The organism is Halomonas sp. LC1 (assembly GCF_030247125.1).
Taxonomy (GTDB): Bacteria; Pseudomonadota; Gammaproteobacteria; order Pseudomonadales; family Halomonadaceae; genus Vreelandella.
The window spans coordinates 258,716-277,153 of record NZ_JASSPG010000004.1 but is presented as its reverse complement, the minus strand read 5'-3'; the positions used below and the strand labels follow the sequence as shown (position 1 = coordinate 277,153).

The window sequence follows — 18,438 nt, the reverse complement described above, 5'->3', positions numbered from 1 at the left end:
GAATACAGCCCCACATTCGCTGTTAATCTGGAATTTCTGTGACTGCAACAACGCCCACGCCTGCCATGACATCAACGTTACCTGCGCTTGAACAGCCTTACCTAGATCTGATGCGTACCGTGCTGGAGCAGGGCGTTGACCGTGGCGACCGCACCGGCACGGGGACTCGCTCGGTGTTTGGGCATCAAATGCGCTTTGACCTTTCACGTGGCTTCCCGCTGCTGACGACGAAAAAGCTGCATTTGCGCTCCATCATCCACGAGCTTTTGTGGTTTCTGAAAGGGGATACCAACATTGGGTATCTCAAAGAGAACGGTGTGCGTATTTGGGACGAGTGGGCCGACGAAAATGGCAATCTGGGGCCCGTGTATGGCTATCAGTGGCGTAGCTGGCCAAATCCCAACGGCGGCAGTGTCGATCAAATTACCAATTTGCTCGAACAGATTCGCACGAATCCGCAGTCGCGTCGGTTGATCGTATCCGCATGGAACCCCGGCCAAGTCGATGAAATGAAGCTACCGCCGTGCCACTGCCTGTTTCAGTTCTACGTCGCCAACGGTCGGCTCTCGTGCCAGCTATACCAGCGCAGTGCCGATATCTTCTTGGGCGTGCCCTTCAATATCGCCAGTTATGCGCTGCTTCTTAGCATGGTGGCCCAGGTCACAGGGCTAAAACCGGGTGAATTCGTGCACACGCTAGGGGATGCGCACCTGTACAGCAATCATCTCGAACAGGCTCAAGAGCAGCTCAGCCGTACGCCCATGGCGCCACCTACGCTGGCGCTCAATCCCGATATCAAAAACCTCTTCGACTTCACTTTCGATGATATTCAGATCGAAGGCTATGAGTCACATCCGCATATCAAAGCAAAGGTAGCCGTATGAGTCAGCAAGCCACCGCTTATGAATCGCTGGTGCCCGTCGCGATGATCGTCGCCATGGCCAAGAATCGCGTCATCGGCGTCGATGGCAAGCTACCCTGGTACTTGCCCGAAGATTTGAAGTTTTTCAAACGCATGACACAAGCCAAGCCGCTGGTTATGGGACGCAAAACCTATGCCTCCATCGGTAAGCCGCTGCCTAACCGACTCAATATCGTGGTCACTCGGGATACCCATTTTAGCGCCGAAGGCACGCGCGTGTGCCACGAACTGCCCGCTGCGTTAGCGCTGGCCGATCAGCAGGCGACCATCGAAGCGGCGGAAGAAGTCATGGTCATGGGTGGCGGCGAGATTTATCGTCAAGCTTTACCGTTTGCACAACGTCTCTACATCACGGAAGTCGATATCGAGGTCGAGGGCGACGCCCACTTCCCCGAGTTTTCCATGGACGAGTGGCAAGAAGTCCAGCGTGTACCCGGCCAGCCAGCGGAAGGGCAGCCGAACTACGACTTCGTTGTGTACGAGCGCGTCAGCGACTGATCAGGTCAAAGGAGGGGGTTATGGCCGCCAGCGTACTGCATCTATTAGAAACGTTAGAAACACGGCTCGAACAAAAAAATGCCGAACTCACTGCGCTGCGCGAGGAGAATCAGCAGTTAAAGCAACAACTCGCGGCACTGACGGCTCACGCTCCAGAAACGCCTGCCCCTATGCCCGCCGCTGAAACAGAGCGCTCGGCAGCGGATAGTCATGCTTCCCAATCACTGCCTGAGCCAGCGCCGAGCGTTACCAGCTCGGCAGAGCCAGATGCGCCTGACACGCCCACCACACCACCTTCGCCGCAAGCGCTGTTGAAACAGTGGTATCAGCGCTACCCGAATGCTTTCTTTAAAGGGCATACCAAGCCATTGAAGGTAGGCATTCACCAAGATTTGGCCGAACGCGAACCTTGGTCTGGCAAGTTGATTCGCCGCGCGCTGGCCAACTACGTCAATTTACCGCGCTATATCAAATCCATGCGCGAAGGGGCCGAACGTGTCGATTTAGACGGGCAGCCTGCGGGTAAAGTGGATAAAGAAGCTGCGCAACATGCCAGTGAGCGTCGACACGAGTCGCCCACGAAAAATGCGTCTGACCGCTCGGCCACCCCTGCAAAAAGCAGCACTAATAAAACGAAGGCCAGGGCTGACAAGTCACATCGATACGACCAACAGCCTGCTTCAAAACCAGTAACGTCCGAAAAAAGCGAGCAGAAAAAGCCGCTTAGCATGGAAGAGAAACTAAAAGGCTTGCAGCAAAAATTCGAAGGCCGCTGAGACCCGAGGCCGTGCTGTGGGTTCCATAAAAAAACACAAATCGTAAAAAAACACTGTTTTTTTCTATTGCGTTCCCTGGAATCCCGGTATAGAGTTTGACCTGCGAGCATTGGACTATAACAAGGCTTTGTTGAGGACATGTCGCATACCACCGGGAAAAACCGGTGGATGAGAAAAAGAGCATGGCCCGCAAGCCACTTACTGGCTTCTTTGAAGGCCAGTAATAACGATCGAAACAGTAAGCTAGTTAAGGAACCTACATCATGAAAAAGACACTTTTAGCGACTGCTATTGTTGGTGCCCTGGGCGCCTCCGCTGCCGCTCAAGCAGCGACCGTTTATGACCAAGACGGCACCAAACTGGACGTTTATGGCCGTATCGCCATGGGCGTTGCTGGTGGCGGCGCTGAGTACAACGATGACAACCAGCGCATCGACAACAGCGAAGAGTTCGTAGACGTATACTCTCGTCTGGGCCTGCGCATGAGCCAGGAAGTGACCTCTGACCTGACCGCTTTCGGTCGCGTTGAGTGGCGTTTCCGTGGCGACGACCGCACTGACCTGAGCGATGCTTCTGACTCTGGCTTCAACGAAGTTCGTCAGAGCTACCTGGGTCTGCAAAGCAAGCAGTACGGTACGTTCCAAGCTGGTAACTTCGACAGCTTCTACAACCAGTTCGTATCTCTGCCGTTCGACGTGTACATCGACCGTGGCCTAGAGTTCGCTGGTCACCCGATCCAGTCTCGCGGCGACTCTATCGGTTACTACACGCCTGACCTGCAAGGTTTCACTGCGTTCCTGCAGCTGAAGCACTACAGCGAGCGTGGCGCGCTTGAGCCGGTTCGTGAAGAAGGCAACGTAATTGCACCGCAAGGTGGTGTTCGTTACCAGCAAGGCCCGTTCACTGTAGGTCTGGGCTTCGTTGAAGACGTCGTACGTGGCGGCGGTAACGGCGAAATGCTGGGCGGCCTGATCGGTTCTTACGACGTGAACGATCAGTTCTCTGTACGTCTGGGTTACGAAGGTCGTGAGCAGAACGATACTCTGGGCGGCGGCTTCGACAAAGTAGGTCTGGGTGGTACTTACGCGACTGGTCCGTGGGCATTCACTGCTGATATCTATGACATCAGCAATGACAGCAGCAGCGAAGACGACCGCACTGCATGGGCCCTGGGCACTTACTACAAAGTTTCCAGCAACTTTGACGTGTTCCTGGAGCTGAACCAAGCTGACCAGCAGTCTATCAGCGTTGACGTATTCGACGGCAGCAACAACCTGGTTGACGTTGAACAAGCTGAAGGCGATGACGTTTACTACCTGACAGGCGCTCGTTACCACTTCTAAGCCTTGGTTAAACCAAGCTTAAAGTTGTAACCCCTGCAGTAGCCAATGAACCGACCCCTTATGGGGTCGGTTTTTTATTGCTATGTAAAAGCGTAAAAGCTCTCGTGCGTTCGTGTTGAGATGACTTCTCATTACGTGAATTTTTGTTACAATATTGCATCGCATTGATTCGTATGAGCAATGTAAGGCACTAAAACGTAATGATTGACTGCAAGGGATGTCGATGAAACGGTCTGTTCAAACAATAGTCGCGGTAGTGGCACTCGCGAGTTCAAGCGCAAATGCAGCTACGCTCTATAACGAAGACGGAACACAGTTAGATATATATGGGCGTATTGCCATGGGTGTCACTGGTGGAGGACCAGAGATTCCTTCATCGGGTCAACAGATCGATGACAGCATCGAGTTTGTAGACGTTTATTCGCGGCTCGGCTTTCGCATGAGCCAGCAAGTCAACGATGATATCCGTGCGTTTGGCCGACTAGAGTAGCGCTTCACAGGGGATGAACGAAATACAGCGCAAGGATTCAATGAAATTCGTCAAAGCTATCTTGGTCTGGCGAGCGAGCGCTACGGAACGCTGCAGGCAGGCAGCTTCGATAGTCTCTATTATCAGTTCGTCTCCGCACCGTTTGACGTTTACTTGGATCGTGGAATGCAGTTGAGCGCCACAGGATTGCAGTCCCGTGGCGATTCCATCGGCTACTACACGCCAACGCTCAATGGTTTCACCACGTTCGTGCAAGTGAAGCATTACAGTGAGCGAGGCTTGAAAGCGGCGGAACAGCATCGTGAGGGGAGTGTGCTGGCAGCACAAGGTGGGGTTCAGTACCAGCATGGCCCGCTAAGTATCGGTGTAGGCGCCGCTGAGGACGTCGTGCGGGGCAATGGCAATGGAGAAATGCTTTACGGTGTCACGGGTAACTACCAGGCGAACGATAGTGTGAGTGTTCGTGTGGGGGCAGAATGGCAAAGCCAAAGCGAATTATATGGAGGTGGTTATAACACCGTCGGCCTGGGGGCTACCTACGCCACCGGCCCCTGGGCACTCACTGCCGATCTGTATCGTATCGATCGCGATGAAAAAGACAGTAGCAATGCCTGGGCGGCAGGCACTTACTACAAACTTTCTACCGCTTTTGACGTATTCGTAGAGCTGGCAGATAGCGACGCGCCAGGTCTCAGTCGGAAAAGTGGTTTGAAAGACATGTACTGGCTTACCGGTGCGCGCTACCACTTTTAATTGAGTCTGTCGGTATCGTCGCCCATCACTGTGGTGAAAGCGCCCCTTTGCAGAGCAAGGGGGCGTTTTTTTATGTACCAACATGAGGTTTTTCATCTGGTCAGCCCCACGCTGCTGTACCAGAATCAAACGACACCGTTGACTGGTTTGGCATAGCATTACAGCGTTGCTGATAAACGGTATGATAGCCAACGTTTATCGCTGCCAGCCGATGTTTGAAAACACCGCGTCCGGCTGTGTTCATTAACGAACTATGTGAGTTGATAGGGAAAGTATGAACGTAACCGTGTTTGGAACAGGCTATGTAGGGCTGGTGCAAGGTGCCGTTCTGGCGGATGTGGGTCACAACGTCGTGTGTGTCGATGTCGATGCTGAAAAAGTCGCGCGTTTAGAGCAGGGTGTCATTCCTATTTATGAGCCAGGGCTCGAAGCCCTCGTCAAAGAGAACTACGCAGCAGGTAGGCTGACGTTTACCACCCAGGCTGAAGAAGGCGTCAAGCACGGAGAGGTACAGTTCATCGCGGTTGGCACGCCACCAGACGAAGATGGCAGCGCCGATTTGAAATACGTTCTGAAGGTAGCCGAGACCATCGCGACGCATATTGAAAAACCGGTGGTCATCGTCAACAAGTCCACGGTGCCCGTCGGCACGGCGGATGAAGTGACTGCCGTGGTAGAAGAAGTGTTAGCCAAACGGCAAACAAATCTGTCGTTCGACGTGGTATCCAACCCCGAGTTTTTGAAAGAAGGAAGTGCGGTAGCCGATTGCAAGAAGCCTGACCGTATCATCATTGGCACTAAGAACGATGCAACCATCGATATCATGCGTGAGCTCTACGCACCGTTTAACCGTAACCATGACAAAATCATCACCATGGACGTGCGTAGCGCCGAGCTAACGAAGTACGCGGCTAACTGCATGCTGGCTACGAAGATCAGCTTCATGAACGAGATGGCGAATCTTGCCGAGCGCTTGGACGCCGACATTGAAATGGTGCGCCAAGGCATTGGCAGTGACCCTCGTATTGGCTACCACTTTATATATCCTGGCGCGGGCTACGGGGGCTCCTGTTTTCCAAAAGACGTGCAGGCGCTGATACGCACGGCTGAAAGTATCGCCTTCGATGCCAAAGTGCTAAAAGCGGTCGAAGAGCGCAACCAGCTGCAAAAAAACACCCTGTTCGAAAAAATTAACCGCCACTTCGACGGCTCGCTGGAAGGTAAAGTCGTGGCGTTGTGGGGGCTGGCCTTCAAGCCGAATACCGACGATATGCGAGAAGCCCCCAGTCGTGTAGTCATGGAATCTTTATGGCAGGCGGGCGCTAAAGTACAAGCGTACGATCCTGAAGCCATGGAAGAAGCGCAGCGGATTTATGGCCATCGTGATGATTTAACCCTGTGTGGAACGAAAGAAGGCGCGCTAAAAAATGCCGATATTCTAGTGATCGTGACCGACTGGCAATCTTTCAAAGCGCCAGATTTTGAGTTAATCAAAGCAACGCTATCTCAACCGGTGATTGTCGATGGTCGCAATTTGTTCGATCCAAAGCGTATGTTGAAACGAGGCATTACGTATTACGGTGTAGGACGATAAATAATAAAAGATAAATATTTAAAGTTAGGGAGAGGGGGTTAATTCAGCCAGGGACATAACCGCATGGCGGTAAATGGAGGGCTATAATGAAAGAAAGCAATGGAATGGAATCTAGCAAAATCCAAGAGCAAGTGCCGGAGGAGATGACGCTGGTAAGCTTAGTGACGTTATTGCTGAAACAGTGGAGGATCATGCTGGCCTGCATGGCATGCGTCATGCTGCTGACGCTGGCCGCTCTTTGGTTAAAACCGGTCAAATATGGTTTTGCCACCATGTATGCGGTGGCGTCTTATGAAACGTTGGAGGGCGAGCGAGAAGGGCTCGAAACGCCTGAAGAAGTCATCGCCAAATTAGAAAACGTCTTCATCGAGCAGCAACGTAGACAACTACTGGAAAATGAAAGCGTAGAAGGGATTCCATTCGATATCGACGTGACGAACCCCAGTAATACGTTGTTGCTGCGTATCCTCAGCGAATCGGAAGAGGTCCACCAGCCCATGATCGAACAGTTTCACGAAGGGCTGGTAAACGCCATCAAGCAAGATCAGCAGCAACTGGTAGAAGAATTAATGGCGGGGCTCGAGGCCCAACAGCAAGCGTACTCGCAAGCACTAGAGGTTGCTCGGGCCGCCAGCAGCGAAAGCGCACGCGAGCTGGAAGCCTCTTTCTTCGAGAAAACGCTGCAGCTCGAACGTCGTATCGAAAGTATCAATCCTGGCGACTCCACCCAACTCGCCGTGCAAAGTCTCGAACCGGTGGGAATCGGCAAACCCTTTATTCTGGCATTCGGTGTGCTCGTGGCACTGCTATTGGCACCTTTAGCCGCCGTCTTCAGCGTATTCGTCACGCAAGTGGCAGCTGCTTATCGGCGCGCCCAGTAATGAGAGGGCGTTAACGCACTCATTGCCGCCGGAGCCAGCGATGGATATGAAACTAAAGCGGTGTATCGACTTGCTGTTGCTATGTTTTCTCATGGCATGGCCGTTGGTCGATACACTCAACGGCTACCTCTATTACCAAAGCGTATCGCTGCCCAGCATCTCCGCGCCATACAAAACGCTGGGGTTCGTTGTGCTATTGGTCGTGCTGATGATCTATCACGTGAAGCAGTTTTTATATCTACTGCTTTGCGCAGCGCTCATGGCCCTGTGTTTGTTCTATCAGGTAATGAACTATGGGCACGCGATAGAAAGCGTTACTTGGGCGGTGCGGGGGTTGCTGACCTTAGCACTGCTGTTCTATCTGGTGGGAGAGGCCAAGCAGTCAGAGGGTTTTTGGAGCCTGCAAAAACTGGCAGGGCTGATGCTGTTTTACTTCATCGTCATGTCTGTGAACGTCTCGTTGGGCGTGTTAGGCGTTGGCGAATCGCAGTATGCCGGTGGGATCGGTGGAAAAGGTTTCATCATCGCAGGTAATGAAATGAGCTATTTGATGCTCGCGTCGGCCAGTATCGTGTTGTTTCGCTTGGCCGAAACGCGTGGCGCTGGAAGCCTGGCGTTGGTGTTTGGTCTATTCCTGCTGTTTTTCCTGATGAAAGCCACCAAAGTAGCCATGCTGGGGATCTGCATGGTGTTCGTATTGGCACTGATCCACAATGGTTACTTCAAAGTAAGGCGCATCCCCACCGTGTACCTGATCACGTTGGTGGGTGGCGCGGCAGTCATCGTCTTCGGCTACCAGTTCATTCAAGCCGCCGGGCTGTTGGATCGAATGCTTTTTCTCTACAAGCTGCATGGCGGCTTTTGGGGAGCTTTGCTGAGCGGACGACTCTCATTTTTAGGTGAAGCCGTCGAGCTGGTCGTCGTACCCTTTGGGTTTTGGGATGTGCTGTTTGGTGTAGGCGTCGATCACCTGCTGGCAGTGCGAGGCTCTCTGGTAGAGATAGATCTGATCGATGTCTTCATCAGCTTTGGCGTCATGGGTGGCTTACTCTTTTACCTGCCTTGGCTGCTAGGGGGCGTCTGGGCTACACAGCTACTCAAGCGGCAGCCAAGGTACGGCATGAGCTTTTGGCTGCTCATCATCACGGTCATTGGGGTGAGTCTTGCGGCGGGACACGTCGTCAATTCAGGTATTGCCTCAAGCGCAACAGCGCTACTGATCGGCTACCTCTATCAACTCAAAACCCGGCTGCCGACCTTCAAGGAGGAAGCGTGAACATTCTGTTAGTAGGCTCTTTTGGAGGCCATTTCATACAGCTCAAGCGGCTGTACGCCCAGCTTGCGCAAGAAGCCGAGCAACATAACGTGGCGTTTAGTTTTGCCAGTACGGAGCCCGGACTCGTCGTGGAGGATACCCCGGCGCATTGTTGCCCAAACATACACAGGGGTAGCGGCATCAAGGCGCTGTGCTCGGCGCTGTGGCAATCCGTCAGAGTGTTGAGAGCGGTCAAGCCAGATGTGGTGATCTCCACTGGAGCACTGCCAGGCCTGCTGCTCTGCTTTCTCGCCAAAGTGATGGGTAAGCAGGTCATTTGGGTCGACAGCATGGCCAATTATCAGCAGCTCTCTTTTTCAGGCAAAATAGCGCGCTTTTTTTGCGATGTTTGCCTGACCCAGTGGGAACATCTGGCGGCCAAGGACAAGCGCGTGCGCTACTGGGGGAAAGTCCTATGATCTTCATTACCGTCGGCACCCAGCTACCTTTCGACCGCTTACTGGAACACTTCGCAGAGTGGCGCGACCAGCGCGGCTACTCAGGCAAAGTCGTTGCGCAAGTAGGCGAAGATAGCCGTTTTGTTCACCCTGACATGCAGCTTTTCAAAACGCTCTCGAGCGATGAGTACTATCATTGGTTTTGCCAAGCGCAGGGCATCGTCTCGCACGCTGGGATGGGCAGTATTCTGTCCTGCCTCGACCACGGCAAACGTGGCGTGTTCATGCCCCGTCAATACGCGTTAGGCGAGCATCGTAACGACCACCAGCGCGATACGGCTCAGGCATTTGCCGGCCAATACCCGTCACTGGCGTTTTGTGAGGATAAGCAGGCTCTTTTCAATGCGCTGGATACGTTGGTCCACGCGCCTGTTGGTGCCGAACCACTCAAACGAACAAGCCAAGACAACGCGCTAGGTCGGCGTATTGCCGAGCATCTTGGATTGAAAGGGCGCACCTCATGAAGCGTCTATTGTTATGGACGAACCTGTACCCCACCCATGCGGCCCCGCATTATGGCACCTTCGTCAAATCGACCGAGCAGGCGTGGCGGCAAGCGTTGGGCAGCGAAAACGTAGAGCGGGTGGCCATCCGCGAAAAACCCACCAGTAAGCTCAGCAAAATCAGGCTGTATACCGACTTACTGGTACGCTGTGCGCTTTCGCTACGCAACAAGCCTGCAGGGACGCTGCTAGAGGTTCACTATCCGGTCTATTTTTTGCCGCTGCTCTACCTACTGGCCCTAATGAAACCCAAGCACTTTTATCTGGTGCTGCGTTTCCACGGGACGGATCTGGTGCAAATTGCTGGTTCTAGCGTGTTTCGTGGGCTGTTCGATCGGCTAAAAAGTAGCGTCGACCTGTGCGTTGCGCCTTCGGAGCATTTTCGTCATGAAATCCATGCGCAGTTGAAGGTGCCATTGGCGCGCATTATCAAAGTCTATCCAGACAGCGTCGGCGAGCTATTTGCAGCTCCGCTGCACGCCTACGAACCAGCCCCCGATGATGCCTTCATCGTGGGCTGTGTATCTCGCTTAGAGCCAGGCAAGAACTGCCAAACGCTGCTGGAAGCCTTCGCTAAGCTAGACATCCCCAACAAGCGTTTGGTGCTAGTGGGAGATGGCTCTCAGCGAGCAGCCCTAGAGCAGTTGGCGCAGCAGCTCGGCGTAGCCGATATCACCACGTTCAAAGGCGCATTACCTAGAGAGCAGCTGCCGGAGGTGCTGTCCGATTTTTCCGTCTTCGTATTTCCCTCGTTACGAGAGAGCTTTGGGTTGGTAGCTGTCGAGGCCTTGGCCTGTGGTGTCCCGGTCATTGCCAACGCGCAGTTGCACGCCGCCCAGGAGTATCTTCAAGAGGGCAAGAACGGGTACTTTTATGAAGGTGGCGTCGATGGTTTGGTCGCGGCCATCGAAACATTCCATACGCTGTCCGCAGCCGAGCGGGCAGCGTTGAGCGCGCAAGCCAAAAGCGTACGCCATCGATTTAGCGACCAGCAGGTGTTCACCCAAGGGGTGAACGATATTTTGAGTCAGCAGCAAAGCGAATGAACATGTTGGTGAATGGACGCATAACGGGTGGCTGCAATGGGTAAGCCAAAAACCATGACGTTTTCAGAACGTTTCCCGCCTCAGGTGGTGTTCCCCTTTTTTGATGTACTGGCGATTTTTGCGGGTGGCTGGTTAGCGCACTGGATGCGGTTTGGCTCACTTCACTTGCACGAGCGCTACGTGCTTGCGCTTATTTGCATCGGCTTACTGGTGCTAGTGATTAACAGCATGTCCGGTAGCTACCGTCGTTGGCGTATTACGCCCGTCGGGCAGATGTTAGGCAAACTGCTGCTGGTGTGGGTGGCTGTCGGCATCACGGCTGCGTCACTCATCTACTTTGCTCACGTTGCCAACCGTTACTCTCGACTCTGGATTGGTTTGACGCTCGCAGTTTCGTTTCTCGTCGCAGGCGGCGCGCGTTTACTGGTACAGCTTGCCTTACAGCACGTGCGCCTGAGAGGCGGTGCCCGGCGCCCGGTCTTCCTGATAGGCCCGGCAACCAATGTATTGGACGTGGCGGAGGGCATTCGTAGTGCCGCTTGGGAAGGGCATACCATTGCCGGCGTCGAGCGCATCAAAGATCAGGTCAACGAGGAGTGCATCGAGCGCATCGTCCGGCGCATCAGCCGTTCGAATGCCCGCGAGGTGTGGATTTGCGTACCCTTCGAAATGGGGCACGTCGTGCGGTCGCTATTTTTTGCGCTGCGTAACCACACCGCCGAAGTGCGCTTTATTCCAGCGTTCGAAGAAATGCATCTGCTCAACCACCGCATGAGCGAAGTGGCCGGGCATTATGCGATCGACCTGAGCGTGTCGCCCATGAGCGGTATGTCGCGCTTTGTCAAACGTGGTGAAGACATCATCATTGGCACCCTCATCTCGATCATGATTCTGCCGGTGTGTCTGGGAATTGCGCTGGCTATCAAGCTCACCTCACCAGGACCGATACTCTTCAAACAGCACCGTGAGGGCTCCAACGGGCGTCGCTTCAAGGTGTATAAATTTCGCTCGATGCGTGTTCACCAAGAAGAGGCTGGCCAAGTGACCCAAGCCAAAAAGAACGATAGCCGCATCACGCCGATCGGAGCCTTTTTAAGACGTACTTCACTGGATGAGCTGCCGCAGTTTTACAACGTGCTGCAAGGGCGCATGTCCATCGTCGGACCACGTCCACACGCACTGGCCCATAACGAGCAGTACAAAGAACTGGTGGAGTCTTACATGCGCCGTCATAAGGTGAAGCCAGGTATTACCGGCTGGGCTCAGGTCAACGGTCTGCGCGGAGAAACCGATACGCTGCAAAAGATGCAGCGGCGGGTCGAGTACGATTTGTGGTACATCGACAACTGGTCGCTTTGGCTGGATTTGAAAATCATCGTACTCACCGTCTTCAAAGGTTTTATCAACAAAAACGCTTATTAGACGGAGTTGCAACGTCGTTGAAAATGAAACGAATCCGCGTTCGTGGTAGCGAATCAGCACGTGAGTGGGGTGTGTCAGGGGTGTGATAGTATGGCACTTTTCAGGCGCTTGCCTGACTAACGTGCTTCACTGTTGCCAGGATCCGCATTTCAATGACGTACCCTTCCCACGCTGCCACGAACAAAACCGCCGAGCTGCCCAGTCAGCTCTCGAGTATGGCGGTTTTTCTTCTGACGGCCGTCTGTCTCATCCTTCCTAGTGGCTACTCCATCGGTGCAGTCATCCTATTTCTGGCTGGTTGCGGGCTACTTATCAACCGTCGCCTGCCAGCGCTGACCAAGCACGATTTTTGGGTCATCGCCGCGCTGGTGGCCTACGCGTTGGTCAGCATGCTGGAGGCCTGGTGGGATGGCCAAGGCAGCCGAGGGTTCGATAAGCCCAGCCGTTTCATCCTGGCCATTCCCGCCCTGCTATGGGTGCTGCGGTACCCACCCAAGCTCGCCTATTTGTGGAGTGGCATAGCGCTGGGTGGCATCAGTGCGGGTGCTTGGGGTGGCTGGCAAAAGCTCGTCGAAGGCGTTGGGCGCGCCCAGGGCCATACCCATGTCATCCAGTTTGGCAATCTCAGCATGCTGTTAGGCGTGTTGTGCATGGCGGGCTTGGGATGGGCCGTCATTCAGCGCCATCGTGGTGTTTGGGTAGTGCTACTACTCGCGGGGGCGGCAGGCGGTGTGTTGGGGTCGCTTTTCTCAGGTAGCCGTGGCGGTTGGGTAGGGTTTCCTATCGTGCTACTGGTGCTCTACCGGGCTTATGGTACCCAGCTTTCGACCAAACTGAAGGCGGCCGCGTTAGCGGCTGTCGTGTTGGGTGGGGTAACGGTGTATGCCGTACCGCAAATCGGTGTGCAAGAGCGTGTTCATCAAGCCTTTAGCGATGTGGCACTGTACGTTTCCGGCGAAAACCGCTCGACCTCGGTAGGCTCACGGTTCGAAATGTGGCGCGGTGCTTCCCAGCTCATTCAAGAAAAACCCCTCACCGGCTGGGGGAGCAATGGTTACGCCCAAGCAATGGCCGACTTCGGCGAGGCGGGGGGCATCAGCGCCGAAGCCGCCCAGTATGGGCATGCCCATAACGAGTTCATCGATGCGTTCGCCAAGCGGGGGGTAATGGGGCTGGCCGTGCTGCTGGTGCTTTATATCGTGCCCATGCGTCTCTTTGCACGCCACTTGCAGGCTAACCACCTAGCCACGCGAGCCGTAGCCACCGCCGGGGTGCTGCTTCCCGTGACGTTCATGGACTTTGGTTTGACTCAAGTGTTCTTGGAGCACAACAGCGGCGTGATGATGTATGCCTTCATGCTGGCGGTGCTTTGGGGAATTTACTCGGCCCAACCGGCGGATACCATTAACTAATCGTTTTATCGATAGATGAAAAATCGGCCAGAGGGCCGATTTTTTTATGTAAGCCGTTGATTGCTTGACGGCTAAATGGAATTAATTATCTGTACAAGCCTTGTCAACGTAGAGCCTTAGCAGTTAATCCCTTACAATGCCGGGTGCTTTTTAATAGCGCAGGTTCATTACATTTCATCCGCACAGCGTAGGGCAAGGGAATGCGCCCGTTACAATCCCTGGGCGGTAGCGTGCCTTTTTATTGGAAATCACTATGTCAAACTCCCCATTTTTTATAGCGCGGCCAGCTCGCATGCTGTTGGCAGCGTTAAGCGTTGCCGTGGTTAGCGGCTGCGCTACGTACCCAAGCGGCAACCAGCAGCAGGTGCAGTACGTGCTAGGCAACGACTCTGCCAAGCCGCTGCAAGATGAAAACCTCAACGGCTTTCTTGCCCAAGCGCCTGCCGGTGCCGTGCTTAACCTGGTGCAAAGCCCCTGGGGCGATAACGTCGAAATTGTGGCAGATGCGCCCTATTTGGCCGCCAGCGGTAGAGAGTGTCGTAAGCTGCGCGTCATCGAGCAGAGCAGCGGTGCCGCTCGTACAGCGCTTACCTGTGCAACGCCTAACGGCTGGGTGAACCAGCGCATGCTGCTGCCAGAAAGCCAGCAAGGGGCGATGTCGTTGACAACGCCATCCTCTATGTCTCAAGGGACCTCTCAAGGGCGCTATTAATGAGTTTACAACGCGTAATGAAACGGCTTTCTCTCACGCGCCCGGTAGCGGTGTTATCCTTAGCCTTGTTGGGCACCGCCGCCAGCAGCGCAACCTGGGCACAAAGCATTAGCCTGCCCAATACCATTCTGCCGGAAGATCAAGCCAGCCAGCAGCCCGTCGAGCAAGTGAACGACACCCCCCGTGCCGATTGGCGTAGCGGCACCTATGGCCCGGTAGCAAACCAGCCCCAGCAAAATCCCGATGCGTTGCCGCCCTTTGGTGCCAACCTGTTTACCGGCGGCTTTCGCGGGGCGATGGGCGATGGCCTAAACGCCGACTACCAAGTTAAACCCGGCGACCAGATCACTGTGCGTGCCTGGGGCGCGTTCGAGTTTGATCGCGTGCTGCCGGTTGATGCCCAAGGCAATATCTTTATTCCCGGCTCAGGCCCGCTCAATGTAGAAGGCCAAAACAGCCAGCAGGTCGATAGCCGCGTGCGGGGTGCGATTACCTCGGTGTACCCCGAAAACGTACAGGTATACACCAACGTACAGGGCGTGCAGCCCGTGGCCGTGTTCGTCACCGGCTACGTGGAAAACCCCGGCCGCTACGCAGGCACTCCCAACGACTCCGTGCTCTACTTCCTGGACCAAGCAGGCGGTATTGATCAAGACCTGGGCAGCTATCGCCAAATCCGCGTGATTCGCAACGACCAAACCGTCGCCACGGTGGATCTCTACGACTTTCTAATCAACGGCAGCATTGCCCGCCCGCAGTTCCAAGATGGCGACACCATTGTGGTAGAAGAACGCGGCCCGGCCATTGCCGTAGTAGGCGATGTTCACCGTGAACACCGCTACGAGCTTATCGGCAACCAGCTAAGCGGTGCGGAACTGGTAGAGCTTGCCCGCTTAAGAAGTGGCGTCTCTCACGTACTGCTGCGCGGCGACCGTTCCGATGGCCCCATGGCCCAGTATTTCCCGCTGAACGAATTTCTCGCTCAAACCATTCGCAGCGGCGATGAAGTGGCGTTTAGCGCCGACCAGCGCAGTGAAACCATCGTGGTCGAAGTAGAGGGCAGCTACTACGGTCCGTCACGCTTCGCGTTACCCCGCGATGCGCGCTTGAGTGAACTGCTGGATGCCATTCCCGTGCCGGAAAACATGACCGCGGTGGAAAGCATTTCGTTACAGCGTGAAAGTGTGAAACAGCAGCAACAGCAATCGATGGAAGACAGCCTGCGCCGCCTGGAAACCACCTACCTAAGCGCAGAATCCAGCACCAACGAAGAAGCGCAGGTGCGTGCCCAAGAAGCCGAGCTGATCCAAAACTTCGTTCAGCGCGCCCGCGAGCTAGAGCCTAGCGGCCGGTTGGTAGTGGCCTACAACGACCGCATTGCCGATGTTCGCCTGCAAGATGGCGATGTGATCACCATTCCTGAAATCAGCGATTCCATCCTGATCAGCGGGGAAGTACTGGTACCGCAAGCAGCGGTGTATCGCCCCGGCATGAGCGTGATCGACTACATTGAAAGCGCAGGTGGCTTTACCCAGCGCGCCGACGATGACCACATCCTGCTGGTTCGCCAAAACGGCGCGGTGGAAAACGCCCGCAACACCCCGCTACGCGCAGGTGATGAAATCCTCGTGATGCCAGAAGCGCCCACCCACAACTTGCAGCTAGCCGCCACGCTCACGCAAATCCTCTACCAAGTGGCTGTAGCCACCCGCGTGGCAGTGGATCTGTGATTGGTGGTTGGTAAATAGTGAATAGTAAGTGGTGAGTAGTGAAGGCTGTATCTCGTAGCGCGGCGTAACGACTGAGCGAGAGCAACGAGCGAAAGAGGCACCGCAGCGGCGGCCTGGCCCGAAGGGCGGCGCCAGCCGCCCTAACGCCGCCGCTAAATGCGATATCACTGACCAGTGCGATAACGCCATCCAACTGATTTCATCACGCTCTTTTCAAAAGAAACGGCATCATGAATAACACACACAGCGCCCCGAAAGGGGCGCGCTCCTCTTGGCAAGTCACCCGCAGCGTATGGTACGCCATGTTTATGCGGGAAGCCATTTCCCGAACCATGAGTGATCGCATGGGCTGGTTCTGGATGATTTTTGAACCTGTGGCCATTGTTATCATAATGGTTGGCATCAGAAGTTTTGCTAACAGTGAAAGGCTAATTGCTAATGCAGATTTTATACCTTGGATGATAGTGGGTATGATGGGTTTTTTTTTGGTAAGAGAGGGGATGTTAAGAGGGATGGGAGCTATTGATGCAAATAGCTCTTTGTTTACTTATCGACAAGTTCAACCAATAGACCCAGTGCTGGTAAGAAATTTTCTAGAAGGTATGATTCGTGCGTTTGTTTTTATCATTTTTATTGTGGGTGGCTCTTTATTAAGTATTGATATATTTCCAGATAATGCTATCAGCGCAGTTGGGGCATGGCTGTCGCTGTGGTGTTTAGGCATTGGGTTGGGATTAGTAACATCAGTCGCAGCGACTCTTGTTCCTGAGGTAGGACGGGTTCTTCGTATGTTGTCACTACCACTTCTAATTATCTCCGGCGTTATATTTCCACTTAATCAACTCCCACATTGGCTCTTGGAATATTTGATGCTCAATCCGATACCTCACGGTTTAGAAACTTTGCGCTTGGGTTTTTTTGAAGACTATAAAACTATCCATGGTACTAGCATGCTCTATTTCTGGCTGGTAACGTTAACTCTAAATGCATTAGGGCTAATGATGCACCTTCGTTTTGTTGATCGGTTAAAGGCTAAATAACCCATGTACGTATCGTTGACCCGTTTTATAAAGCAGTCGCCGCACTGGGCGTTAGCCTTTATTGCCATTATGTTGGTAAGTTTTTATTGGTTTTTAATCGCTGAAGAACGCTATGTTTCTCGTGCCACCGTAGTTCTAGAAAGCCCCCAGGTCGCCACACCAGAATTTAGTCTTTCATCGTTAATGGGGGGCGGGGCAGGCAATACCGCCGATTTGCTGCTACTGCGTGAGCACTTGCTCTCGGTAGATATGCTTCGCCTGCTAGACGAGCAGCTAGGCATTCGCCAACACTACAGCGAGCATGGTGATTTCTTTGCCAAGCTCCGCGACCCTAACGTACCCATCGAAGACCTACATGAATACTACCTGCGTCGGGTAGAGGTAGAGCTAGATGAGTATGCAGGTGTACTGAATATCCGTGTGCAAGGCTACACTCCTGAATTCGCCCACGATATGGCATCGCTGCTGCTAGAAGCCGGCGAAAACCACATGAACGAAATGGGCCACCGCTTAGCCGATGAGCAAGTGCGCTTCTTAGAGCGGCAAATGGTGCGTTTAGAAGAGCGCTTTGAAGAAACCCGCGCCGAACTGCTTGCATTCCAAAATGAGTACGGCTTGGTATCGCCCACCGCCACGGTAGAAAGCATTAACCAAGTGGTGGCAACGCTAGAAGGCGACTTAGCCCGTTTGCAGGCCCAGCGCAACGCCCTGGCCAGCTTCCAAAGCTCACAATCGGCCGAGCTACGCCAAGTAGAGCGCAGCATTGAAGCCTTACGCGACCAAATCGTAGAACAGCGTGACCGCTTGGCCCAAGCCACCGGCAACTCGCTCAACCGCGTCTCTGCCGAGTACGAAACCCTAGAGCTACAAGCCCAGTTCGCCCAGGAAACCTACTCCAGCGCCCTGGCCGCACTTGAAAACACCCGCTTAGAAGCCGCCCGCCAGCTCAAGCAGGTCAGCGTGCTACAAAGCCCGCTCATGCCGGAATACCCAACAGAGCCCAACCGCCTCTACAACAGCAGCGTCTTCGCCATCATCACCATCTTCCTAGCGTTCATCCTCAGCATGCTCATCATGATCGTCAAAGACCACCGCGATTAAGATGGCTGGCGAATGGCGAATGGCGAATGGCGAATGGCGAATGGCGAATGATGCCGCCCCGATTGAGCCACGGTGATTCATCAAACCTCGTTGGCATATTCGGCACCCCTAGCGAGGTGCTTCGCGGGTGCGCTCCGCTTACACCGCGCTACGAATAAATAGCATACTTAAAAGCGCGGCAGAAACCCCGTAGCGCGGCGTAACGAAAGAGCGAGAGCAACGAGCGAAAGAGGCACCCGCGGAGGGCGGCGCTAGCCGCCCCGATTGAGCCACGGTGATTCATCAAACCTCGTTGGCATATTCGGCACCCCAAGCGGGATGCTTCGCGAGTGCGCTCCGCTTACGCCGCACTACGAATACCTAGCACATAGAAGCGCAGCAGGAACCCCGTAGCGCGGCGTAACGAAAGAGCGAGAGCAGCGAGCGAAAGAGGCACCCGCGA

The 18,438-nt window shown here is 54.3% G+C and carries 16 protein-coding genes and 1 pseudogene; all 17 read left to right on the top strand.

The window, feature by feature from the left end:
- Window positions 1-65: 65 nt before the first annotated feature.
- Entirely contained in the window at window positions 66-884 is an 819-nt protein-coding gene (locus QIT27_RS08740; protein WP_285263555.1) for a thymidylate synthase, read from the top strand.
- Complete coding sequence (locus QIT27_RS08735; RefSeq protein WP_159342689.1) at window positions 881-1,420, top strand: dihydrofolate reductase; 540 nt, start codon at window positions 881-883, stop codon at window positions 1,418-1,420. The genes QIT27_RS08740 and QIT27_RS08735 overlap by 4 nt, the downstream gene beginning before the upstream one ends.
- A 20-nt stretch (window positions 1,421-1,440) precedes the next feature.
- A complete protein-coding gene (locus QIT27_RS08730; RefSeq protein WP_285263512.1) occupies window positions 1,441-2,196 on the top strand; it encodes a ProQ/FINO family protein in 756 nt (251 codons plus the stop codon).
- A gap of 263 nt (window positions 2,197-2,459) precedes the next feature.
- Window positions 2,460-3,539, top strand: coding sequence for a porin (locus QIT27_RS08725; RefSeq protein ID WP_285263511.1), 1,080 nt, complete (start codon window positions 2,460-2,462; stop codon window positions 3,537-3,539).
- 223 nt (window positions 3,540-3,762) lie between these two features.
- Window positions 3,763-4,782 (top strand): annotated as a pseudogene (locus QIT27_RS08720) (porin).
- A gap of 274 nt (window positions 4,783-5,056) precedes the next feature.
- Window positions 5,057-6,376: a UDP-glucose dehydrogenase family protein gene (locus tag QIT27_RS08715; RefSeq protein WP_285263510.1), complete on the top strand. Its 1,320-nt coding sequence runs from the start codon at window positions 5,057-5,059 to the stop codon at window positions 6,374-6,376.
- An 86-nt stretch (window positions 6,377-6,462) separates the two neighbouring features.
- The gene (locus QIT27_RS08710; RefSeq protein WP_285263509.1) at window positions 6,463-7,257 is read left to right on the top strand and encodes a lipopolysaccharide biosynthesis protein; all 795 of its coding nucleotides are present in this window, start codon (window positions 6,463-6,465) and stop codon (window positions 7,255-7,257) included.
- 40 nt (window positions 7,258-7,297) lie between these two features.
- Window positions 7,298-8,533 carry a hypothetical protein gene (locus QIT27_RS08705; RefSeq protein ID WP_285263508.1) on the top strand — a complete coding sequence of 412 codons (1,236 nt, stop codon included), beginning with the start codon at window positions 7,298-7,300 and terminating at the stop codon, window positions 8,531-8,533.
- The gene (locus tag QIT27_RS08700) at window positions 8,530-8,991 is read left to right on the top strand and encodes a glycosyltransferase family protein (protein WP_285263507.1); all 462 of its coding nucleotides are present in this window, start codon (window positions 8,530-8,532) and stop codon (window positions 8,989-8,991) included. Before QIT27_RS08705 ends, QIT27_RS08700 begins: the two co-directional genes overlap by 4 nt.
- Window positions 8,988-9,494 (top strand): glycosyltransferase, encoded by a 507-nt coding sequence (locus tag QIT27_RS08695; protein WP_285263506.1) that lies wholly within the window; start codon window positions 8,988-8,990, stop codon window positions 9,492-9,494. The genes QIT27_RS08700 and QIT27_RS08695 overlap by 4 nt, the downstream gene beginning before the upstream one ends.
- Complete coding sequence (locus tag QIT27_RS08690; RefSeq protein WP_285263505.1) at window positions 9,491-10,579, top strand: glycosyltransferase family 4 protein; 1,089 nt, start codon at window positions 9,491-9,493, stop codon at window positions 10,577-10,579. Before QIT27_RS08695 ends, QIT27_RS08690 begins: the two co-directional genes overlap by 4 nt.
- A gap of 36 nt (window positions 10,580-10,615) precedes the next feature.
- On the top strand, window positions 10,616-12,001 hold the full coding sequence (locus tag QIT27_RS08685; protein WP_285263504.1) for an undecaprenyl-phosphate glucose phosphotransferase: 1,386 nt from the start codon (window positions 10,616-10,618) through the stop codon (window positions 11,999-12,001).
- Between the two features lie 152 nt (window positions 12,002-12,153).
- Entirely contained in the window at window positions 12,154-13,413 is a 1,260-nt protein-coding gene (locus QIT27_RS08680; RefSeq protein ID WP_285263503.1) for an O-antigen ligase family protein, read from the top strand.
- 253 nt (window positions 13,414-13,666) lie between these two features.
- Complete coding sequence (locus tag QIT27_RS08675) at window positions 13,667-14,125, top strand: RT0821/Lpp0805 family surface protein (protein WP_285263502.1); 459 nt, start codon at window positions 13,667-13,669, stop codon at window positions 14,123-14,125.
- Window positions 14,125-15,855, top strand: a complete 1,731-nt coding sequence (locus tag QIT27_RS08670) for a polysaccharide biosynthesis/export family protein (protein ID WP_285263501.1) — start codon at window positions 14,125-14,127, stop codon at window positions 15,853-15,855. The genes QIT27_RS08675 and QIT27_RS08670 overlap by 1 nt, the downstream gene beginning before the upstream one ends.
- Window positions 15,856-16,085: 230 nt before the next feature.
- Entirely contained in the window at window positions 16,086-16,895 is an 810-nt protein-coding gene (locus QIT27_RS08665; protein WP_285263500.1) for an ABC transporter permease, read from the top strand.
- A gap of 3 nt (window positions 16,896-16,898) precedes the next feature.
- Window positions 16,899-17,996 carry a KpsE/RkpR family capsule polysaccharide export protein gene (locus tag QIT27_RS08660; protein WP_285263499.1) on the top strand — a complete coding sequence of 366 codons (1,098 nt, stop codon included), beginning with the start codon at window positions 16,899-16,901 and terminating at the stop codon, window positions 17,994-17,996.
- The last annotated feature ends 442 nt before the right edge of the window (window positions 17,997-18,438 follow it).

Excerpts from the sequence above, each read along its gene's own strand:
- QIT27_RS08740 (WP_285263555.1), top strand. The coding sequence starts at position 66 with ATGACATCAACGTTACCTGCGCTTGAACAGCCTTACCTAGATCTGATG.
- QIT27_RS08735 (WP_159342689.1), top strand. The coding sequence starts at position 881 with ATGAGTCAGCAAGCCACCGCTTATGAATCGCTGGTGCCCGTCGCGATG.
- QIT27_RS08730 (WP_285263512.1), top strand. The coding sequence starts at position 1,441 with ATGGCCGCCAGCGTACTGCATCTATTAGAAACGTTAGAAACACGGCTC.
- QIT27_RS08725 (WP_285263511.1), top strand. The coding sequence starts at position 2,460 with ATGAAAAAGACACTTTTAGCGACTGCTATTGTTGGTGCCCTGGGCGCC.
- QIT27_RS08715 (WP_285263510.1), top strand. The coding sequence starts at position 5,057 with ATGAACGTAACCGTGTTTGGAACAGGCTATGTAGGGCTGGTGCAAGGT.
- QIT27_RS08710 (WP_285263509.1), top strand. The coding sequence starts at position 6,463 with ATGAAAGAAAGCAATGGAATGGAATCTAGCAAAATCCAAGAGCAAGTG.
- QIT27_RS08705 (WP_285263508.1), top strand. The coding sequence starts at position 7,298 with ATGGATATGAAACTAAAGCGGTGTATCGACTTGCTGTTGCTATGTTTT.
- QIT27_RS08695 (WP_285263506.1), top strand. The coding sequence starts at position 8,988 with ATGATCTTCATTACCGTCGGCACCCAGCTACCTTTCGACCGCTTACTG.
- QIT27_RS08690 (WP_285263505.1), top strand. The coding sequence starts at position 9,491 with ATGAAGCGTCTATTGTTATGGACGAACCTGTACCCCACCCATGCGGCC.
- QIT27_RS08685 (WP_285263504.1), top strand. The coding sequence starts at position 10,616 with ATGGGTAAGCCAAAAACCATGACGTTTTCAGAACGTTTCCCGCCTCAG.
- QIT27_RS08680 (WP_285263503.1), top strand. The coding sequence starts at position 12,154 with ATGACGTACCCTTCCCACGCTGCCACGAACAAAACCGCCGAGCTGCCC.
- QIT27_RS08675 (WP_285263502.1), top strand. The coding sequence starts at position 13,667 with ATGTCAAACTCCCCATTTTTTATAGCGCGGCCAGCTCGCATGCTGTTG.
- QIT27_RS08670 (WP_285263501.1), top strand. The coding sequence starts at position 14,125 with ATGAGTTTACAACGCGTAATGAAACGGCTTTCTCTCACGCGCCCGGTA.
- QIT27_RS08665 (WP_285263500.1), top strand. The coding sequence starts at position 16,086 with ATGAATAACACACACAGCGCCCCGAAAGGGGCGCGCTCCTCTTGGCAA.
- QIT27_RS08660 (WP_285263499.1), top strand. The coding sequence starts at position 16,899 with ATGTACGTATCGTTGACCCGTTTTATAAAGCAGTCGCCGCACTGGGCG.